This window comes from Chachezhania antarctica (assembly GCF_003646465.1).
Taxonomy (GTDB): Bacteria; Pseudomonadota; Alphaproteobacteria; order Rhodobacterales; family Rhodobacteraceae; genus Chachezhania; species Chachezhania antarctica.
On sequence record NZ_QZEX01000004.1, the window covers coordinates 298,761 to 316,584 of the forward strand.

The window sequence follows — 17,824 nt, forward strand, 5'->3', positions numbered from 1 at the left end:
CCTCATATCCCTCCTCCTGGCCATGCCGGCCCTGGCTGCCGAGGCGTTCGATCCTTCGGGGAATGACGCCTTGCAGGCGGCAGATATCGTCATTCTGGGCGAACATCACGACAACCCGCATCACCATGCCCGACAGGCCGAGCTGATCGCGCGGGTCCAGCCAAAGGCCGTGGTGTGGGAAATGCTGACGGCGCCCGATGCGCTGCTGATCACGGGCGACCTGATCGCCGACAAGGCCGCGCTGCGCGCGGCGTTGGAATGGGACGCCTCCGGCTGGCCCGATTTCGATCTTTATTACCCTGTCTTCCACGCCGCCCGCGACGCGCAGCACTTCGGTGCCGAGATCCCGCGCGCGGCCCTGATGGATGTCTACCGCGAAGGTGCTTCGGCCGTCCTGCCTTCGGCCGCGCGGTTCCGTCTGGCCGAACCCTTGCCCGAAAGCGAACAGCGCGAGCGCGAGGCGATGCAGAAGGCCGCCCATTGCGACATGCTGCCCGATGACCAGTTGCCCGCGATGGTCGAGGTCCAGCGCGCCCGCGATGCATCGCTGGCCGATGCGTCGCTGCGGGCGCTGGAAACGACGGGCGGGCCGGTGGTCGTGATCGCGGGGAATGGCCATGCGCGGTCCGATTGGGGGGTGCCGGCGGCACTGGCTCTGGTGCAACCGGCGCTGAAGATCTTCGCGCTGGGCCAGTCCGAAGACGGGCACATCCTGGGCCCCTACGACGCCGTGGCCGATAGCCCCGGGGTGGAGCGTGAAGACCCCTGTGCCTCGCTGCGCACGGAATAAGCCGGGAAAGACGGCTGGTCCTTCCCACCCGCGCCGCATAAGTTGCCCCTGACGAACCGCGGGAGAAACGCGATGCTGGGCGGAAAGCGCATCCTTCTGATCATCGGCGGCGGTATCGCGGCCTACAAGGCGCTGGACCTGATCCGCCGCCTGCGCGAACGCGGCGCATCGGTGACCCCGGTCCTGACCCGCGCGGCCGAGGAATTCGTGACGCCGCTGAGCGTCGCGGCTTTGGCCGGAAACAAGCTCTACCGCGATCTCTTCGATCTGACGGACGAGGCCGAGATGGGCCATATCGAGCTCAGCCGGTCGGCCGACCTGATCGTCGTGGCCCCCGCCACCGCCGACCTGATGGCCAAGATGGCGCACGGGTTTGCGGGCGACCTCGCCTCGACCCTGCTTCTGGCGACCGACACGCCGGTCCTGGTCGCGCCCGCGATGAATGTCCGCATGTGGGATCACCCTGCCAGCGTCCGCAACCGTGCGCTACTGGCGGAAGATGGCATTCGCTTCGTCGGCCCGAACGACGGCACCATGGCCTGCGGCGAATTCGGCCCGGGCCGGATGTCGGAGCCTCTGGAGATCGTCGCCGCCGTGGAAGCCGCCTTGGCCGACGGCCCGCTGAAAGGCCGCCGGATCCTCGTGACGTCCGGCCCCACACACGAACCCATCGACCCGGTGCGCTACATCGCCAACCGGTCCTCGGGGGCGCAGGGCACGGCGATTGCCGCGGCGCTTTCCGGTCTGGGGGCGGAGGTGATCTTCGTGACCGGCCCTGCCGATGTGCCCCCGCCCGACGGCGTGACGGTGATCAAGGTCGACACGGCCCGACAGATGCTGGAGGCGGTGCAGAACGCCTTGCCCGCCGACGCCGCCATCTTCGCCGCCGCGGTTGCCGACTGGCGGGTGGCCAGCGCATCCGACCAGAAGATGAAGAAAACCGCCGGCGCGCTGCCGGTTCTGGAATTCGCCGAGAACCCCGACATCCTCGCCACCGTATCGCAAATGACCGAAGGCCGCCCGCCGCTGGTCGTGGGCTTCGCGGCCGAAACCACCGATGTCGTCGCCCACGCCACCGCCAAGCGCGCGCGCAAGGGCTGCGACTGGATCGTGGCCAACGATGTAAGCCCGGCCACGGGCATCATGGGCGGCAACGAAAACGCCGTGATCCTGATCTCGGACGATGGCCCCGAGGAATGGCCCCGCATGACCAAGGACCAGGTCGCCCGCCGCCTTGCCAACCGCCTGGTGGAGGCGCTGACCGCATGACCCCCGTCCGCATCCTGATCCAGCGCCTGCCGGGCGCCGACCCGGACCTGCCGCTGCCCGCGTACGAGACGGCAGGCGCCGCCGGGGCCGACCTGCGCGCCGACCTGCCAGACCGCGCCCCCGTGACGCTCGCCCCCGGCGACCGCACGTTGGTGCCCACGGGTCTCAGCCTCGAAATCCCCGAAGGCTATGAAATCCAGATCCGCCCGCGCTCCGGCCTCGCGCTGAAACACGGCATCACGCTCCCCAACGCGCCCGGCACCATCGACAGTGACTATCGCGGGCCGCTGGGCGTGATCGTGCTGAACGCCGGGAGCGAGCCCTTCACCATCGCCCACGGCGACCGCATCGCCCAGATGGTCGCGGCGCCGGTCCTGCAGGCCCGGTTCGAACTGGCCGACAGCCTGTCCGAAACCGCCCGCGGTACGGGCGGCTTCGGGTCGACCGGGCAGGGCTGATGCTGGTCGTCCTGGCCCTTGCCGGCGTGATCTGGGGCGCGGGCCTCGCCATGCGCCTGCCGAAAGCGGCCCGGATCGCGATGATCGCCATCCTGCTTGCCGGCGTGATCCTGTCGCAACTCGTCCTGCCCGAAGGCCATCCGATCCGCGCCGCCACCGGCGGATCGCCCGAAGAATGGCTGATCGTCACCGGGTTTGCCGCCATCGCGCTGGCCTATGGCCGTGGCCTGGCCTGGCTTCGCCGGCGGGCCCGGTCAGACCCTGAGCCAACGGAAACGGCGCCCGGCAGCTTCTCGAACACGGAACTGAACCGCTATGCCCGCCATATCGTCCTGCGTGAACTGGGCGGGCCGGGCCAGAAGAAGCTGAAACAGGCCCGCGTTCTCGTCATCGGCGCCGGCGGTCTCGGTTCACCGGCGCTGCAGTACCTCGCCGCCGCGGGCGTGGGCACCATCGGCGTGATCGACGACGACGTGGTCGACAACGCCAACCTCCAGCGACAGGTGATCCACCGCGACACCGATATCGGAACGCCCAAGGTCTTCTCGGCCCAGGCCGCGATGGAGGCACAGAACCCCTACGTCACCATCCGCCCCTACCATCGCCGCCTGACCGGGGATATCGCCGCCGATCTCTTCGCCGAATTCGACATCATCCTCGACGGCACCGACAATTTCGACACCCGCTACCTCGCCAATCGCACCGCCGTAGCGCAGGGCAAACCGCTGGTCTCGGGCGCGCTGTCGCAATGGGAAGGCCAGCTGTCTGTCTTCGACCCGGCCAACGGCGCCCCCTGCTACCAGTGCATCTTCCCCGAAGCGCCCGCCGCCCATCTCGCGCCCTCCTGCGCAGAAGCCGGCGTTCTGGGCCCGCTGCCGGGCGTCGTGGGTGCGATGATGGCCGTCGAAACCGTCAAACTCGTCACCGGCGCGGGCGACCCGATGCGCGGCGCGATGCTGATCTACGACGCGCTCTACGGCGAAACCCGCCGCATCTCGCTCAAACCCCGCCCCGATTGCCCCATCTGCGGCCAGGCCAAAGCCTGACCCCCACCCATAGCAACAAGCCATCTTCGCGGAGCCGCCGTCGCGCTGCCGGAAAGAGCGGCCCTGGCCCCCGCGTCAAGGGTGCGCAGCACCGCGCGCCAGCGCGGCTTGCCCTTGATGCGGGGGGCAGGGGCGCTCAGGCAGCAGAAGCGATGGCGGTTCCGCGAAGATGGCGCGCCCATCTTTGTGGTGAGCCCGAGCCCCCCCTGAACACGGGTCAATGGCGCGGGCGGCGAAGCCGCCCGCGCCCCCGGGCGACGCGCAATGGCGCGGCGCAACCCTGTCGCGCGCAGGAATGTTTGGCCCGCTTACTGGACGATGTCGGCCGCCGGACTTAGCTTCAGTCCAACCTCAGGAGATATCCGATGACCAACCCGCTGCTCGCGCCCTTCGACACCAAGTTCGGCCTCGCCCCTTTCGACGCGATTTCCGATGAAGATTTCACCCCCGCGCTCGACACCGCGCTCATCGAACACAAGGCGGAAATCGCCGCGATCCGGGATCAGGCCGCCGCTCCGGACTTTGCCAACACCGTCGAGGCGCTGGAAGCCGCGGGTGAAGATCTGCACCGCGTGCTCTCGGTGTTCTACACGCTCGCGGGCGCCGACAGTTCGCCTCGGCGCGAGGAACTGCAGCGCAGCTTCGCGCCCAAGGTGGCCTCGCACTACGCCGAACTCACTGGCGACAAGGCGTTGTATGCCCGGATCAAGGCGATCTGGGAGGCGCGGGACAGGCTGGACCTGACAGCCGAACAGCAGCGGCTTTTGTACCTGACCCATCGCAGCTTCGTGCGGGCCGGGGCCGCGCTGGACGGGGAACAGGACGCGCGGATGAAGGCGATCAAGATGCGGCTGGCCGAACTGGGCACGTCCTTCACGCAGAACCTGCTGGGGGACGAACGCGACTGGGCGCTGGATCTTGAGCCGGAGGATCTGGAAGGCCTGCCCGGTTTCCTTGTCCGCGCGGCGACGGATGCGGGAGAGGAGCGGGGCCGGCCCGGGCCGGTCATCACGCTGTCGCGGTCGCTGTGCGTGCCGTTCATGGAAACCTCGCCGCGCCGGGATCTGCGCGAAAAGGTCTGGCGGGCCTTCACCGCGCGCGGGGCGCATGACGGCCCGCGCGACAACCGCGAGATCGCGGCGGAAATCCTGTCCCTGCGCAAGGAACGCGCGCAGCTTCTGGGCTACGACGATTTCGCCTCCTACAAGCTGGAGACCGAGATGGCGGGCACGCCCGGCAAGGTGCGCGATCTGCTGATGGCCGTGTGGGAGCCCGCGAAAGCGCGGGCCGAGGCGGATGCGGCGGCGATGGAGGAGATGCTCCACGACGACGGCGTCAACGGCCCGTTCGAGCCGTGGGACTGGCGCTACTACGCGCAGAAACGCCGTTCGGCGGCCTTCGATCTGGATGAATCCGATCTCAAGCCCTACCTGCAGCTCGACCGCCTGATCGAGGCCGCGTTCGATTGCGCCAACCGGCTGTTCGGGCTGGAGTTCACGGCCGTGGACCTGCCGCTTTATCACCCCGACGCGCGGGCGTGGGAGGTGACGCGGGACGGCCAGCACGTGGCGCTTTTCATCGGGGACTATTTCGCGCGTGGCTCGAAACGGTCGGGCGCATGGTGTTCGGCGATGCAGCAGCAGGCGCGCTTCCCCGAAGCGCAGGCGCCGATCGTGATCAACGTGTGCAATTTCGCCAAAGGCAATCCGGCGCTATTGAGCTGGGACGAGGCCCGGACGCTGTTTCACGAATTCGGCCACGCGCTGCACCAGATGCTGTCGGACGTGACCTACGAATCCATGTCCGGCACCTCGGTCGCGCGGGATTTCGTGGAATTGCCCAGCCAGCTCTATGAGCACTGGCTGGACGTGCCGGAGGTACTGAGCCGCTTTGCCACCCATGCCGAAACGGGCGAGCCGATGCCGCCCGAGATGGTGGAGAAGGTCGTGGCGGCCGCGAATTTCGACATGGGGTTCCAGACGGTGGAATACGTGGCCTCCGCCCTCGTCGACCTGTCCTTTCACGAGGGCGAACCGCCCGCCGATCCGATGGCAAAGCAGGCCGAGATCCTGGACGGGATCGGCATGCCACGGGCCATCGCTATGCGCCACGCGACGCCGCAATTCGCGCACGTGTTCTCCGGCGACGGGTATTCCTCGGGCTATTACAGCTACATGTGGTCGGAAGTGATGGACGCCGACGCCTTCGCGGCCTTCGAGGAAGCCGGCGGCGCGTTCGACCCGGAACGGGCCAAGGCGCTGGAGGCATCGATCCTGAGCCGCGGTGGTTCGGAGGAGGCGGAGGCGCTTTATGTCGAGTTCCGGGGGCGGATGCCCGGGGTCGAAGCACTCCTGAAGGGGCGCGGGCTGGCGGCGTAGCGCCCGCGCGCGCCGGGCTCGCCCGCCCAGCCCACCCCCGGTCGGCCGCACGGAGGCGGCCTTCCTCGCGATCTCGGCGCGCGCTTTGATTGGCGCGCGGCGTCGTCAGTATCCGAGGGAGCGATCCACGACGTTGATAAAGGGTTCGCCCGTCACGCCACGGCGGACGTTTTCCGCGATGACTGTTGCCGCGCTCGAGGGCCGGGTGGCGGACGCGATGTGCGGCGTGACCGTGACCTTCGGATGCGCCCAGTAGGGGTGATCGGCGGGCAGGGGTTCGGTGCGGAAGACGTCGAGCGTGGCGTGAGCGATCTGGCCGCCGTCGAGCGCGGCCAGGAGCGCGTCGTCGTCGATCATGGGGCCGCGGCCGGGGTTGATGACCACGGCGCCCGGGGCGGGCAGGGCCAGGGTTTCGGCGTTCAGCGTGTTCTTCGTTTCGGCTGTGTCGGGCAGGAGCAGGACGACGATCTGCGCGCCTGTCAGCGCCGTCTTCAGCCCGTCGGGGCCGTGATGGCCGGTGATGCCGTCGATGTGCTTTTCGGTGCGGCTCCACCCCGTGACGGGGAAGCCGATATGGGCCAGCATCTGTCCGCAGGCCGATCCCAGCGCACCGAGGCCAAGGATGGTGACGGGACGGTCGGCGGCGAGGGGCGGGACAGTGTCGTTCCGCCAGACACCGTCCTGCCCGTGGATATGCGCGTCCATGCCAAGGTGATGGCGCATCACGTGGCCCGTGACCCATTCGGCCATGCCGGCCGTCAGTCCGGGATCGACCATGCGCGCCAGCGGGACGGTCAGGCTGTCACTCGTCACGATCGATTCGACCCCGGCCCAGAGGCTGAGAACGGCCTTCAGCCGGGTGTAGGGCGTGAAATCCGTGTGCCCGTCCGCCGGGGCGTAGACGATGTAATCGACCTCGGCGGGCGCGAAGCCGCCGGTGGGGCGCAGGTCTGCGACCTCTCCGGTGCCGTCCAGCGCGCGCGTTAGGGCGGCGGTCAGCGGGGCTTCGTAATCGGCCCAGTGGCCGGCCGGGGCGAGGAAGAGGATGTTCAGGGTCATGGAAGCCTTAGCGTGGACGGTGGATGTTCGCGCTGTGGACAAGGCCGAAGGCGGCCATCAGGACCAGCATCGCCGATCCGCCATAGCTGACCAGCGGCAGCGGCACACCCACGACGGGGGCCAGCCCCATGACCATCAGCATGTTGACGGCGAAGAACAGGAAGAACGTCAGCGCCACGCCCAGCGACACGAGCGAGCCGAAACGGTCGGGCGTGGCCATCGCGGTGGCGATGCAGAAGGCGATGATCAGCGCATAGAGGGTCAGAAGCGAGAATCCCCCGATGAAGCCGAACTCCTCCGCCAGGGTGGTGAAGATGAAATCGGTATGCTTTTCCGGCAGGAAGTTCAGGCGGCTCTGCGTGCCCTGCATGAAGCCGCGCCCGGTCCAGCCGCCCGATCCCAGCGCGATCTTCGACTGGGTGATATGGTAGCCCGCGCCCAGTGGGTCCGACGCGGGATCGAGGAACGTGTCGATGCGCTTGTACTGGTAGTTTTCCAGCAGCTGCCACTCGGTGCCGCGGCTTTTCAGGGCTGCCGTGACCACCCCGCCGACAATGGCGAAAACGGTGGCGAAATAGCCCCAGTGCACGCCCGCCACGAACATCAGCCCGCCGCCCGCCGCCAGGATCAGGATCGCCGTTCCAAGGTCGGGCTGCGACAGCACCAGGCCCACGGGAAACAGGATGATCAGGACCGGCAGGAACACCCAGAACGGCCGCGAGATACGTTTCGCGGGCAGCCAGTCGTAATAGGCGGCCAGCAGCATGATGGTGGCGATCTTGCACAGCTCGGACGGTTGCAGGCGGATGAAACCAAGGTCGATCCAGCGCTGTGCGCCCATGCCGACGGTGCCGAAGAATTCGACCGCCAGGAGGAGGATCACGGAAATCGCGTAGGCCACGGCCGACATCGACCGCCAGAACCAGATCGGCGCCAGCGCGATCGCGATCATCACGGCAAAGCCCACGGCGAAGCGCTTCATCTGCGGTTCTGCCCAGATGTCGGCCCGGCCGCCGGCCACGGAATAGAGCATCAGGAACCCCATCAGCGCGACCGAGATCAGCAGCAGGTTCAGCGGCCAGTTCAGGTAGAAGATCTTTTTCGGCCCGGACGGCACCGATTTGACGGCATATTCCAGGTAGCTCATGCCCGGCCGCTCCGTTCGCTGTCGCGGCGCAGCTTCTCGCGGTGAAGCCGCTCCTGCTGGGCCTTGATGCGGCGTCGGTCATTGGGCGGATAGGCGGCCAGCGGCGGCGTGTCGCCGTAGAGCGCCTGCAGCAGCACATCGCGGGCAATGGGGGCAGCCGCGGTCGACCCGCCGCCGCCATGCTGGACCACGACCGACACGGCATAGCGCGGCGCGTCATAGGGCGCGAAGCAGACGAACAGCGCGTGGTCGCGCCGCTCCCACGGAAGATCCTTGTTCTTGATCACGCCGGCGCGGCGTTCCGCGTCTGAAATGTTGCGGATCTGGCTGGTACCGGTCTTGCCGGCCATCTTCATCCCGTCCGCCACGATGCGGTTGCTGAAGGCGGTGCCGCGGCTTTCGTTCGACACGGCGTACATGCCCTGCCGGACCATTTTCAGGTAGCGGTCCGCCATACCCAGGTCCGGACCGTCGCCGGACCGTGTTTCGACGCCGTCGACGGATTTGACCAGCCGCGGCGTGATCTCGCGGCCCGTGGCCAGGCGGGCCGACATGACCGCCAGTTGCAAGGGCGAGGCCAGAAGGTAGCCCTGACCGATCGAGGTGTTGACGGTGTCGCCGATCAGCCAGTCGCGGCCGTAGCTTTGCTGTTTCCATGTCTTTGTCGGTGTCAGCCCTTCGGCCACCGCAGACAACGGCACGTCGTGACGCTGACCCAGCCCGAACCGGCGCGCCACTTCCGAGATCTTGTCGATCCCGACCTTCAGCGAGACTTCGTAGAAATAGGTGTCGCAGCTGTATTTCAGCGCGCCGTTCAGGTTCACGTGGCCGTGCCCGGCGCGCCGCCAGCAGTGGAAGCGGCGGCCGCCGACGGTCAGGTGACCGGGGCAGTAGACGGTTTCCTCGGGCGAGATCACACCCGCCTCCAGCGCGGCCATGGCCGTGATCATCTTGAAGGTCGATCCGGGCGGATAGACGTGCTGCACCGCCTTGCCCAGAAGGGGGCGGAACTTGTCCTCGGTCAGTTCCTTGTAATCGCTGACGGAGATCCCGCGCACGAAGAGGTTCGGATCGTAGCTGGGCGAGGACACGATGGCCCGCAGGTCGCCGTTCTGGACATCCATCACCACGGCGCTGGCGCTTTCCTGCCCCAGCCGGGCCTGGACATAGCGCTGAAGGTCCGCGTCGATGGTCAGTTGCAGGTCGGCGCCGGCCTCGCCCTCGCGGCGGCTCAGCTCGCGCATGACCCGGCCGGTGGCGTTGACCTCCACCCGCTTGGTGCCGGCGCGACCGCGCAGCAATTCCTCGTTCCGGGATTCGACGCCCATCTTCCCGATCTGGAAGCGCGGGATCTTCAGCACCGGGTCCGGGTCTTCCAGCTTGGACAGGTCGTAATCGCTGACCGGGCCGACATAGCCCACGACATGGGCGAAATCTTCGGCCTGCGGGTAGAACCGCGTCAGCCCGACCTCCGGCACGATGCCGGGCAGGGCGGGCGCATTGACGGCCACCCGGCTGACGACATCCCAGCTGACCTGATCGGCAAGCGTCACCGGCAGGAATGGCGGGCTGCGCTTCATTTCCTCGACCGCGCGGTTCAGCTTGTCTTCGTCCAGTTCGACAAGTTTCGACAGCCGCCCGATCACCTGGTCCACGTCGCCCGCGTTCTCGCGCACCATGACGATGCGGTAGCTGGGCGCGTTGCGGGCAAGGATCACGCCGTTGCGATCAAAGATCTCGCCCCGCGCTGGGGGAATCAGGCGAATGTTGACGCGGTTTTCTTCCGCCAGAAGGCGGAATTGGTCGGCCTCTTCGACCTGAAGCTGACGCATGCGCAGCGCCAGAACACCGACAAGCCCGGCCTGCGCGCCGCCCAGGATCAGCGCGCGGCGGCTGGTGATCCGGTTCAGGCCTTCCAGTTCCTTGGGCGGGCGTCTCATATCCGGCTCGCCTTCCGCTCGGTCTCGGACGCCACCGGCGCGGGGTCACCCAGCGCGACCCGGCACAGGAGCGCGACAAGGGGATAGACCAGTATCGTTCCCAGAATCTGCGTCAACATCAGGCCCACTTGTGCCTGACCGACACCCAGCATGCCAAGAACCAACCTGTACACAATGAAGATAGCACCCATGACCAAGGCCGCCGACATCCACTCGATAACCGCGCCGGACTGGTTTGGCCCGGTCGCGCGGTACCTCAGGTACTCGCTTCCGGCCACGATCAAAAGGGCCATCAGGCCGGGGGGGCGCTGAAGTAACAGATCCGCGATCAGGGCAACGAGCGCCACAAGCCAGACCGGCGCATAGGCGGGCCAGCGCACGCACCATGCCATCGTCAGGCACATCAGCACGTCGGGCGCGGCCCACGACCGCGGCGCGGTGTCCAGCGGCAGAAGCTGGGCGAAGAGGATCAACAGCGCCACGCCGGCATAACAGAAGCGGAAGAACCAGATGCGGGCAGGGGAAATGGGTTCCATCCGCTTACCCTTCGCCGTCTTCCGTCGCGGTCGGTTCTGCACCTTCCGCCGTCTCGGGCTTGGGCTCCTCGACCGGGGCGGCGGGGGCCGGGGCGACAAGGCCGCCGGGATCCGAGATCGCCTCGGTCCCGTGATGTCGCAGGATGCGCAGGTATTCCAGCCGCGACAGGTCGGCCGACGGCCGCACGCGCATGTTGCCGGCCCGATCTTCCACCACGTGACCGATCAGCAGGCCCGCGGGGAAGACCTTGCCGTCACCGGTCGTCACGACGCGATCGTTCGGGCGGACGAGGTCGCGGTTTTCAAGGAAATCGATCATCGGGGCGTTGGTATTGTCGCCCGCCACCAGCGCCTTCTGCCCCGACGGCTGGATGATCGCCGGGATGACGCTGGCCGCATCGGTGATCAGCAGCACCCGGGACGAATTCCGCCCGGTTCCCGATATCCGGCCCACCAGCCCGATCCCGTCCATCGTGGCCCAGCCATCGACGATCCCATCGCGCGAGCCCACGTTCAGCAGCACCGATTGCCGGAAGGGAGAGCCCGCATCGGCCATCACGACGCCGGTAATGTAGGTCAGGCGCGGGTCGAGCCGCACGTTGTTCAGATCAAGCAGCCGCGCGTTTTCCTGTTCCAGCTGCAACGCGGCCTCTTTCCAGGCCTGCATCTGGCGCAATTCGCTGCGCAGTTCCTGGTTCTGTTCGGCCAGCCGGCGATAGCTTTGGAAGTCGCGGCCAAGATTGACCAGCCCGGTGACCGGCGCCATCGCCCAGTCCATGTTGGGCACCAGCCTGTCGATGACCTGCGCGCGCAGGCGTTCCACCCGCGGGCTGTCGATGCGCCAGAACAGGAACAGGCCGAACAGGGCCACGCAGATCACGATCAGAAGCAGGCGCCGGAGCGGGCCTGCATAATCGGTCGTCTGTCCGCTGTCCTTGGCCAATCGGCAATTCCCGTCCGTGGGTTCTGCGTTCGGGGCTTCCTCGCGAAGCGCCGCTCACCCGGCAGGCGGGCGGGCCTCAGCTGTCGTAGTCGATAGCGTGCCGCAGCTGCTTTTCGTATTCCAGAGCTTTTCCGGTGCCAAGCGCCACGCAGTTCAGGCTTTCGTCGGCAATCGAAACCGCCAGCCCGGTCTGTTCGCGCAGGGCAAGATCCAGATCGCCAAGCAGGGCGCCGCCACCGGTCAGCATGACGCCACGGTCGACGATATCGGCGGCAAGATCGGGCGGGGTGGCTTCCAGCGCGGCCATCACGGCCTCGCAGATCTGTTGCACGGGTTCGGCCAGCGCTTCCGCGATCTGGGCCTGGTTGATCTCGATCTGCTTCGGCACGCCGTTCAGCAGGTCGCGGCCGCGAATCTCCATCGACGCGCCGCGCCCGTCGTCGGGCATGCGGGCCGAGCCGATGGAGGTCTTGATCCGTTCGGCGGTCGATTCCCCGACCAGCAGGTTCTGCTGGCGGCGCAGGTGCGCGATGATGGCTTCGTCCATCCGGTCACCGCCGACGCGGACGGACCGAGCATAGACGATATCGCCCAGCGACAGGACGGCCACCTCGGTTGTCCCGCCGCCGATGTCGACGACCATCGAGCCCGTGGGGTCGGTGATCGGCATGCCGGCCCCGATGGCCGCGGCGATGGGTTCGGGAATCAGGCCCGCGCGCCGGGCGCCGGCCGACAGGACCGACTGGCGAATGGCGCGTTTTTCGACCGGCGTCGCCCCGTGGGGGACGCAGACGATGATTTTGGGTTTCGAGAAGGTCGACCGCTTGTGCACCTTGCGGATGAAGTGCTTGATCATCTCTTCCGCGGTGTCGAAATCGGCGATCACGCCTTCGCGCATCGGGCGGATCGCCTCGATGGAACCGGGCGTCCGGCCGAGCATGAGCTTGGCGTCTTCGCCCACGGCAAGCACCTTCTTCACGCCATCCTTGACGTGATAGGCCACCACCGACGGCTCCGACAGGATGATCCCGCGTCCCTTCACGTAGACGAGCGTATTGGCCGTCCCCAGGTCAATGGCCATGTCCGAAGAAAACAGGCCACCCAGATTGTTAAGAAACGCCATGTACTTCTGTCCCACATCCGTCGATTTCCCGGCCACGACTCTGCGCCACCCGACTGAAGCCTTATAGGCACTGCCCGTCGGGCGCGAAAGGGGGGCCGGCGGGCCGATAGCACGATTCCGCCACGAGGACAGGCGTTTGTGGCAGGTTCTTCGCGAAAGAGGTCCGGCTTTACGTGAGGTCGGGACGCGCAGGCCCCCCCAAGCGTGGCCTTCCCGCATCGCGTTTCCGCTTTCGTGGCATGGTCCCGGACATGCCGGGCGGTTGCCGGGGCCGTCAGACCGGCCCCGGCGAAGACGCCTTAACCTGCGTCCTTGTACGAGATCTCGCGCGTATCGACGCCCGGGCCGGACTTCGACCGGCGCACGATCAGACGGTTCAGCGCCGCGATATAGGCACGGGTCGAGGCCACGACCGTATCGGTATCCGCCGACTGGCCCGTGGCGATCACGCCGTCTTCGGCCAGCCGCACCGACACCGTCGCCTGCGCATCTGTGCCTTCGGTCACGGCATGCACCTGGTAGAGCTGAAGCCGCGCGGTGTTGGGGTAGATCTCGCGCACGGCCTTGAAGGCGGCATCGACCGGGCCGTCGCCATGGGCGGTGGCGGTGATGTCGGTGCCGTCGACCTCCATCTCCATTGTGGCCTCGGCCGGGCCGCCGGTGCCGCACGTCACCTTCAGCGAGACGAGGTTCAGATGGGCCTGACCGGCCTCGGCCGTGTCGCTGACCAGCGCGATGATGTCTTCGTCGTAGACTTCCTTCTTGCGGTCGGCCAGTTCCTTGAACCGCACGAAGATGTCCTTCAGCTGGTTGTCGCCCACTTCATGGCCCAACTGGTTCAGCTTGTCGCGCAGCGCGGCGCGGCCCGAATGCTTGCCAAGCGGCAGCGCGTTCGACGACAGGCCCACGTCCTCGGGGCGCATGATCTCGAACGTCTCGACATTCTTCAGCACACCGTCCTGGTGGATGCCGCTTTCGTGGGCAAAGGCGTTCTTGCCGACGATTGCCTTGTTGTATTGCACCGGGAAGCCCGAAACCGTCGAAACCCGGCGCGAGATGTGCATGATCTTCGAACTGTCGACGCCCGTCGACCACGGCATGATGTCGTGGCGGACCTTCAGCGCCATCACGACCTCTTCCAGCGCGGTGTTGCCCGCGCGTTCGCCCAAGCCATTGATCGTGCATTCGATCTGGCGCGCGCCGCCTTCGACGGCCGCCAGCGAATTCGCCGTCGCCATGCCAAGATCGTTATGGCAGTGGGTGGCAAAGATCACGTCATCGGCGCCCGGCACTTCGGCGATCAGGCGGCGGATCAGGTCGGCGCTTTCGACGGGGGCGGTATAGCCCACGGTGTCGGGGATGTTGATTGTGCTGGCCCCGGCCTTGATCGCGATTTCGACGACGCGGGCAAGGTAATCCCATTCCGTCCGCGTGGCATCCATCGGCGACCACTGGACGTTTTCGCACAGGTTGCGGGCATGGCTGACGGTATCGTGGATCCGTTCGGCCATCTCGTCCATGGTCAGGTTCGGGATCGCGCGGTGCAGGGGAGACGTTCCGATGAAGGTATGGATGCGCGGACGGCGCGCGGCCTTCACGGCCTCCCAGCAGCGGTCGATATCGGCATAGTTGGCGCGGGCCAGCCCGCAGATCACGGCGTTCTGGCTGTTGGCCGCGATCTCGTTCACCGCCTTGAAATCGCCTTCCGAGGCGATGGGAAAGCCGGCTTCGATGATGTCGACGCCCATCTGGTCCAGCAGTTCGGCGATCTCCAGCTTCTCGGCATGGGTCATCGTGGCGCCCGGGCTTTGTTCGCCGTCACGCAGGGTGGTGTCGAAGATCAGGACGCGGTCGTCTTCGGCGGCGCCGGGGGCGGTTTGTGCGGGTTCGGTCATGGTATGTCCTTCGTGTGTCCGTAAGCCTTCTGAAGAACCGGCGGGGTTCGGATCGGTCACGTGCCCGTTGCGCGGGCGTCAGGTTGGCTGTGATGTGATCCGGTGCCGGGGGCGCGCAGGCATTAACCTCTGAGCGGGCGCGCCTGATGGCACGCTCAGAGGCGGACTAGCAGAAGCAGTAGGCCAGCGGCGCGGAGGGTGTCCGCGCGCAGGGGCAGGGCGTGATATGCGGCCATCGCGTTCATGGGCGCACGCTATACCGGACAGGGCGCGGAAGAAAAGCGCGAATTCGGGGGAACCGGCACATTTTCGCGGCGCATCGCGAAGCGTGGCAGGCTTGCGCCTGTGGCGTCCGGCGATGCGTGGCGAGACGCATGAGCCGTAGCGCCGACGCGCGGGCCGTGGAATAGTCGTTCGGGGAAGCGGATCCGGAGGCAGGAGATCACAGCCATGGGCGCACGTATTTTATCGGTACTACTGATCCTGCTGCTGGTGGCATGCGGACAGAAGCCGGTCACCAATGTGGCGGTGTTGCAGTCTGGCCCGTCCAATTTCGGCGATCTCGATCCGACCGACTGGGGCGGGCCCGGGCCGCGGGCCTATCCGATCCACGGGCTCGATATCTCGCGCTTTCAGGAGCCTATCAACTGGGACGCGGCGCGGAATGCCGGCGTGCGCTTCGCCTTCATCAAGGCGACCGAGGGCGGCGACCTGGCCGATCCGCGGTTCAGGGAGCACAGCCGCGGCGCCGAACTGGCAGGCGTGCCGCACGCGGCCTATCACTTCTACTACTGGTGCCGCCCGGCGGCCGAGCAGGCGGCGTGGTTCATCCGCAACGTCCCGCGTGGCGATAACAGGCTGCCCCATGTGCTCGACATGGAATGGACGCCGTTTTCGCCCACCTGCACGATCCGGCCCCCGGGGGATGTTGTCCGGCGCGAGGCGAAGATCTTCCTCGATATCCTCGAAAAGCACTACGGCCGCCGCCCGATCATCTACACCACGCCCGATTTCTTCGAGGACACGCATATCGGGCGATTGTCGCGCACGGATTTCTGGCTCCGCTCGGTCTCGCAACTGCCGCACAAGCGGTACGAGGGGCGGTCGTGGCTGTTCTGGCAGTACACCAGCACCGGCGTGGTTCCGGGCGTGCAGGGCGGGGTGGATATCAACGTCTTCAACGGCTCGGCCGAGGACTGGCTGAAGTTCACCGGCGCGCGGTAGGGGCGTGACCCCCGCGTCCTCCAGCTTTTGACACTCATTTGTCGTCTGGCCCGCGGTCATCCCGGGCCGTGAACGACCCTCCCAACGGTCGGGCACCACGTTGATGCCCGGCGTTGAACGCCGGATGAGCGGGGTGTCGGAGCCGTGCGACGGGTACAGGTTACAGCGCCCGCCCAGGGTTGGGCGCGATCCTTTGCGCGCGAAGGTGCGGTGAACGGCGGACGTCGTTCGCGCAGGTACGGGTCTTACAGGAAATCGAAGTTGAAGCCTGTCAGGTCGTCCATGTCGACGCCGTTCAGAACGATCCGGTTCTGGCCGTCGTCGTGGGCATCGTAGATCACCTTGTTGCCGACCTGTTTCGAGGCGGCCTTGAATTCGCGAGCGGTCTCGGCTTCGTCGACGAGTTTCCTGAATTCGATATGATCCTGCTGCGACCGGGGACCGGTTGCCGTGAAATCCAGAATCCTGTCACGCCCGAAATTGTGGCTGAAGACGAAGGTGTCGGACCCGTTTCCGCCCTGCATCTTGTCGTTGCCGCCATCGCCTGTCAGCGCGTCGCGGCCCTTGCCACCTTGCAGGTAGTCCTTGCCACCGCCGCCCCACAGAACGTCACCACCTTTGCCGCCGTTCAGCCAGTCTTTGCCCTTGCCGCCGGACAGCACATCGTCGCCCGCCTCGCCGAACAGCTTGTCCGGCCCTCCGGTCCGGGCATTGCTGTCGCCGTTGATGGTATCGTCGCCCTTGCCGCCGCGAATGAAATCCTGCTTGCTGCCCCCCAAGATCACATCATCGCCCTTGCCGGCGTAGAAGGTGTTGCTTTTCCCGTCGGCGTCCAAGGTGCCGTCTTTGAGAACGGCAAACTGGCTTGGCAGCCGGACGTGATCGTCACCGCCGCCCGCGCGGCCGAAGGTCATGCCGAATGTCGCCTTCTGTTCGAGATCGGGAAGCTTCCCGTTGAAATCGAACCTGTCATCCCCGCGGCTGAAGGGGGACTTGATGTTCACCGTGACCGAGGCCTCTGCATCCCAGCCGGACCGGACCGCGAATTCGAGCTCTTCGATATTCATGATCTTGTCCGTCCAGCCGAACGGCTTGTTCTTGATCTCGAACACGCCGTCCAAGGGATTGCCGACCGTGGATATCTTGAAGTCCTTCCGCATGAACTGCTGGGCTTCGGAACGGGGCAACTGCTTGAAGTCGTAATAGTACTCTCCGTCGTCGTAGATCAGTCGGTCGAAGCCGCCGCCGCCGTCGATGACCGACCCGCCCTTGTACCGTCCGGTCGGAGACTGGTCGGTCCGATCCGGCCAGTGGCCGTTGTTCTCGAGGTAGTGATCGGGGAAGAACGTGGACACCACGTCGTTCCTGTCGCCCAGTTCGATCTGCTTGTCCCCCGAGACCAGGAAGATGTGGACGCGTTCGTCTTCGACATCGAACCCGGAGCCGAGATGCTTCAGAAGGTTCTGCTTTGTCTTGTCGCCATATGAAACGATCTCGCTTGCCTTCGGCTTCGCCGTCCAAAGCACATCGCGGGTGATCGTCGTTCCGGTTTCGGACTTGTCGGCCAGTGCCAGCATGCCGATCTTGCTTTTCTTCTCGATGAGCTTCCATTCGACGTAGTGGGTGCGACTGGAACCGTCCGCGATTTCCTTGGCGCGGTAGGTGAGCGTCTCGGGCTGGCCGTCGCCGTTTTCCAGGGCTGTGTTCCCGCGGCTGTAGACGTCAAGCTCGTCCGACCGGTCCTCGGCATCGGCCGTGCGCCTGAAACTGGCATAGGCTTGCCATTCGTCCTGCGCCCGGCTCAGCGTCGCGCCAGAGGGGATCGGCGCGCTGATACCGGGGGTCCAGCTGTCGTACTTGCCATAGGCCACCATTGCGTCGTTCAGGTTGGCGAACAGGTCCTCGATGGACGACGAGGCATGAAGGACCATGCCCCAGACAGGCTTTTTCTTCGGCATGACGGGGTACTCCTTTGCCTGGCTTGCATCGGCACCGGCGAACTATGAAGGCTGACCG

At 66.5% G+C, this 17,824-nt stretch carries 14 protein-coding genes; 6 read left to right on the plus strand and 8 right to left on the minus strand.

What is annotated here, in order from left to right; all coding sequences use genetic code 11:
• Positions 1-22 precede the first annotated feature (22 nt).
• The 5 genes from D4754_RS10455 to D4754_RS10475 all read left to right on the plus strand — a co-directional run bounded on the left by D4754_RS10455 (position 23) and on the right by D4754_RS10475 (position 5,941).
• Positions 23-790 carry a ChaN family lipoprotein gene (locus D4754_RS10455; protein ID WP_240453832.1) on the plus strand — a complete coding sequence of 256 codons (768 nt, stop codon included), beginning with the start codon at positions 23-25 and terminating at the stop codon, positions 788-790.
• A gap of 72 nt (positions 791-862) precedes the next feature.
• A complete protein-coding gene (gene coaBC, locus D4754_RS10460) occupies positions 863-2,059 on the plus strand; it encodes a bifunctional phosphopantothenoylcysteine decarboxylase/phosphopantothenate--cysteine ligase CoaBC (RefSeq protein ID WP_121063208.1) in 1,197 nt (398 codons plus the stop codon).
• Positions 2,056-2,517: a dUTP diphosphatase gene (gene dut / locus D4754_RS10465; RefSeq protein WP_121063210.1), complete on the plus strand. Its 462-nt coding sequence runs from the start codon at positions 2,056-2,058 to the stop codon at positions 2,515-2,517. The genes coaBC and dut overlap by 4 nt, the downstream gene beginning before the upstream one ends.
• The gene (locus D4754_RS10470; protein ID WP_121063212.1) at positions 2,517-3,563 is read left to right on the plus strand and encodes a HesA/MoeB/ThiF family protein; all 1,047 of its coding nucleotides are present in this window, start codon (positions 2,517-2,519) and stop codon (positions 3,561-3,563) included. The genes dut and D4754_RS10470 overlap by 1 nt, the downstream gene beginning before the upstream one ends.
• A 365-nt stretch (positions 3,564-3,928) precedes the next feature.
• Positions 3,929-5,941 (plus strand): M3 family metallopeptidase, encoded by a 2,013-nt coding sequence (locus D4754_RS10475; RefSeq protein ID WP_121063214.1) that lies wholly within the window; start codon positions 3,929-3,931, stop codon positions 5,939-5,941.
• Positions 5,942-6,046: 105 nt separating this feature from the next.
• Here D4754_RS10475 and D4754_RS10480 read toward each other — a convergent pair whose 3' ends face one another.
• From D4754_RS10480 to D4754_RS10510, 7 genes are all read right to left on the minus strand, one after another.
• Entirely contained in the window at positions 6,047-7,000 is a 954-nt protein-coding gene (locus D4754_RS10480) for a 2-hydroxyacid dehydrogenase (protein WP_121063216.1), read from the minus strand.
• A gap of 7 nt (positions 7,001-7,007) precedes the next feature.
• A complete protein-coding gene (gene rodA, locus D4754_RS10485; protein WP_121063218.1) occupies positions 7,008-8,147 on the minus strand; it encodes a rod shape-determining protein RodA in 1,140 nt (379 codons plus the stop codon).
• Positions 8,144-10,087 carry a penicillin-binding protein 2 gene (gene mrdA, locus D4754_RS10490; protein ID WP_121063220.1) on the minus strand — a complete coding sequence of 648 codons (1,944 nt, stop codon included), beginning with the start codon at positions 10,085-10,087 and terminating at the stop codon, positions 8,144-8,146. Before mrdA ends, rodA begins: the two co-directional genes overlap by 4 nt.
• Positions 10,084-10,623 (minus strand): rod shape-determining protein MreD, encoded by a 540-nt coding sequence (locus D4754_RS10495; RefSeq protein ID WP_121063222.1) that lies wholly within the window; start codon positions 10,621-10,623, stop codon positions 10,084-10,086. Before D4754_RS10495 ends, mrdA begins: the two co-directional genes overlap by 4 nt.
• A 4-nt stretch (positions 10,624-10,627) precedes the next feature.
• Complete coding sequence (gene mreC / locus D4754_RS10500; RefSeq protein ID WP_121063224.1) at positions 10,628-11,566, minus strand: rod shape-determining protein MreC; 939 nt, start codon at positions 11,564-11,566, stop codon at positions 10,628-10,630.
• Positions 11,567-11,642: 76 nt separating this feature from the next.
• On the minus strand, positions 11,643-12,689 hold the full coding sequence (locus tag D4754_RS10505; protein WP_121063226.1) for a rod shape-determining protein: 1,047 nt from the start codon (positions 12,687-12,689) through the stop codon (positions 11,643-11,645).
• A 299-nt stretch (positions 12,690-12,988) separates the two neighbouring features.
• Positions 12,989-14,584, minus strand: a complete 1,596-nt coding sequence (locus D4754_RS10510; RefSeq protein WP_121063228.1) for a 2-isopropylmalate synthase — start codon at positions 14,582-14,584, stop codon at positions 12,989-12,991.
• Positions 14,585-15,034: 450 nt separating this feature from the next.
• Here D4754_RS10510 and D4754_RS10515 point away from each other — a divergent pair, with 450 nt between their 5' ends.
• Entirely contained in the window at positions 15,035-15,808 is a 774-nt protein-coding gene (locus D4754_RS10515; protein ID WP_121063229.1) for a GH25 family lysozyme, read from the plus strand.
• A gap of 245 nt (positions 15,809-16,053) precedes the next feature.
• On the opposite strand, the gene D4754_RS10520 is transcribed toward D4754_RS10515, so the two are convergent.
• On the minus strand, positions 16,054-17,766 hold the full coding sequence (locus tag D4754_RS10520) for a calcium-binding protein (RefSeq protein WP_121063231.1): 1,713 nt from the start codon (positions 17,764-17,766) through the stop codon (positions 16,054-16,056).
• Between the last annotated feature and the right edge of the window lie 58 nt (positions 17,767-17,824).

Excerpts from the sequence above, each read along its gene's own strand:
- D4754_RS10480 (WP_121063216.1), bottom strand. The coding sequence starts at position 7,000 with ATGACCCTGAACATCCTCTTCCTCGCCCCGGCCGGCCACTGGGCCGAT.
- coaBC (WP_121063208.1), top strand. The coding sequence starts at position 863 with ATGCTGGGCGGAAAGCGCATCCTTCTGATCATCGGCGGCGGTATCGCG.
- D4754_RS10455 (WP_240453832.1), top strand. The coding sequence starts at position 23 with ATGCCGGCCCTGGCTGCCGAGGCGTTCGATCCTTCGGGGAATGACGCC.
- dut (WP_121063210.1), top strand. The coding sequence starts at position 2,056 with ATGACCCCCGTCCGCATCCTGATCCAGCGCCTGCCGGGCGCCGACCCG.
- rodA (WP_121063218.1), bottom strand. The coding sequence starts at position 8,147 with ATGAGCTACCTGGAATATGCCGTCAAATCGGTGCCGTCCGGGCCGAAA.
- mrdA (WP_121063220.1), bottom strand. The coding sequence starts at position 10,087 with ATGAGACGCCCGCCCAAGGAACTGGAAGGCCTGAACCGGATCACCAGC.
- D4754_RS10505 (WP_121063226.1), bottom strand. The coding sequence starts at position 12,689 with ATGGCGTTTCTTAACAATCTGGGTGGCCTGTTTTCTTCGGACATGGCC.
- D4754_RS10515 (WP_121063229.1), top strand. The coding sequence starts at position 15,035 with ATGGGCGCACGTATTTTATCGGTACTACTGATCCTGCTGCTGGTGGCA.
- D4754_RS10520 (WP_121063231.1), bottom strand. The coding sequence starts at position 17,766 with ATGCCGAAGAAAAAGCCTGTCTGGGGCATGGTCCTTCATGCCTCGTCG.
- D4754_RS10495 (WP_121063222.1), bottom strand. The coding sequence starts at position 10,623 with ATGGAACCCATTTCCCCTGCCCGCATCTGGTTCTTCCGCTTCTGTTAT.
- D4754_RS10470 (WP_121063212.1), top strand. The coding sequence starts at position 2,517 with ATGCTGGTCGTCCTGGCCCTTGCCGGCGTGATCTGGGGCGCGGGCCTC.
- D4754_RS10475 (WP_121063214.1), top strand. The coding sequence starts at position 3,929 with ATGACCAACCCGCTGCTCGCGCCCTTCGACACCAAGTTCGGCCTCGCC.
- D4754_RS10510 (WP_121063228.1), bottom strand. The coding sequence starts at position 14,584 with ATGACCGAACCCGCACAAACCGCCCCCGGCGCCGCCGAAGACGACCGC.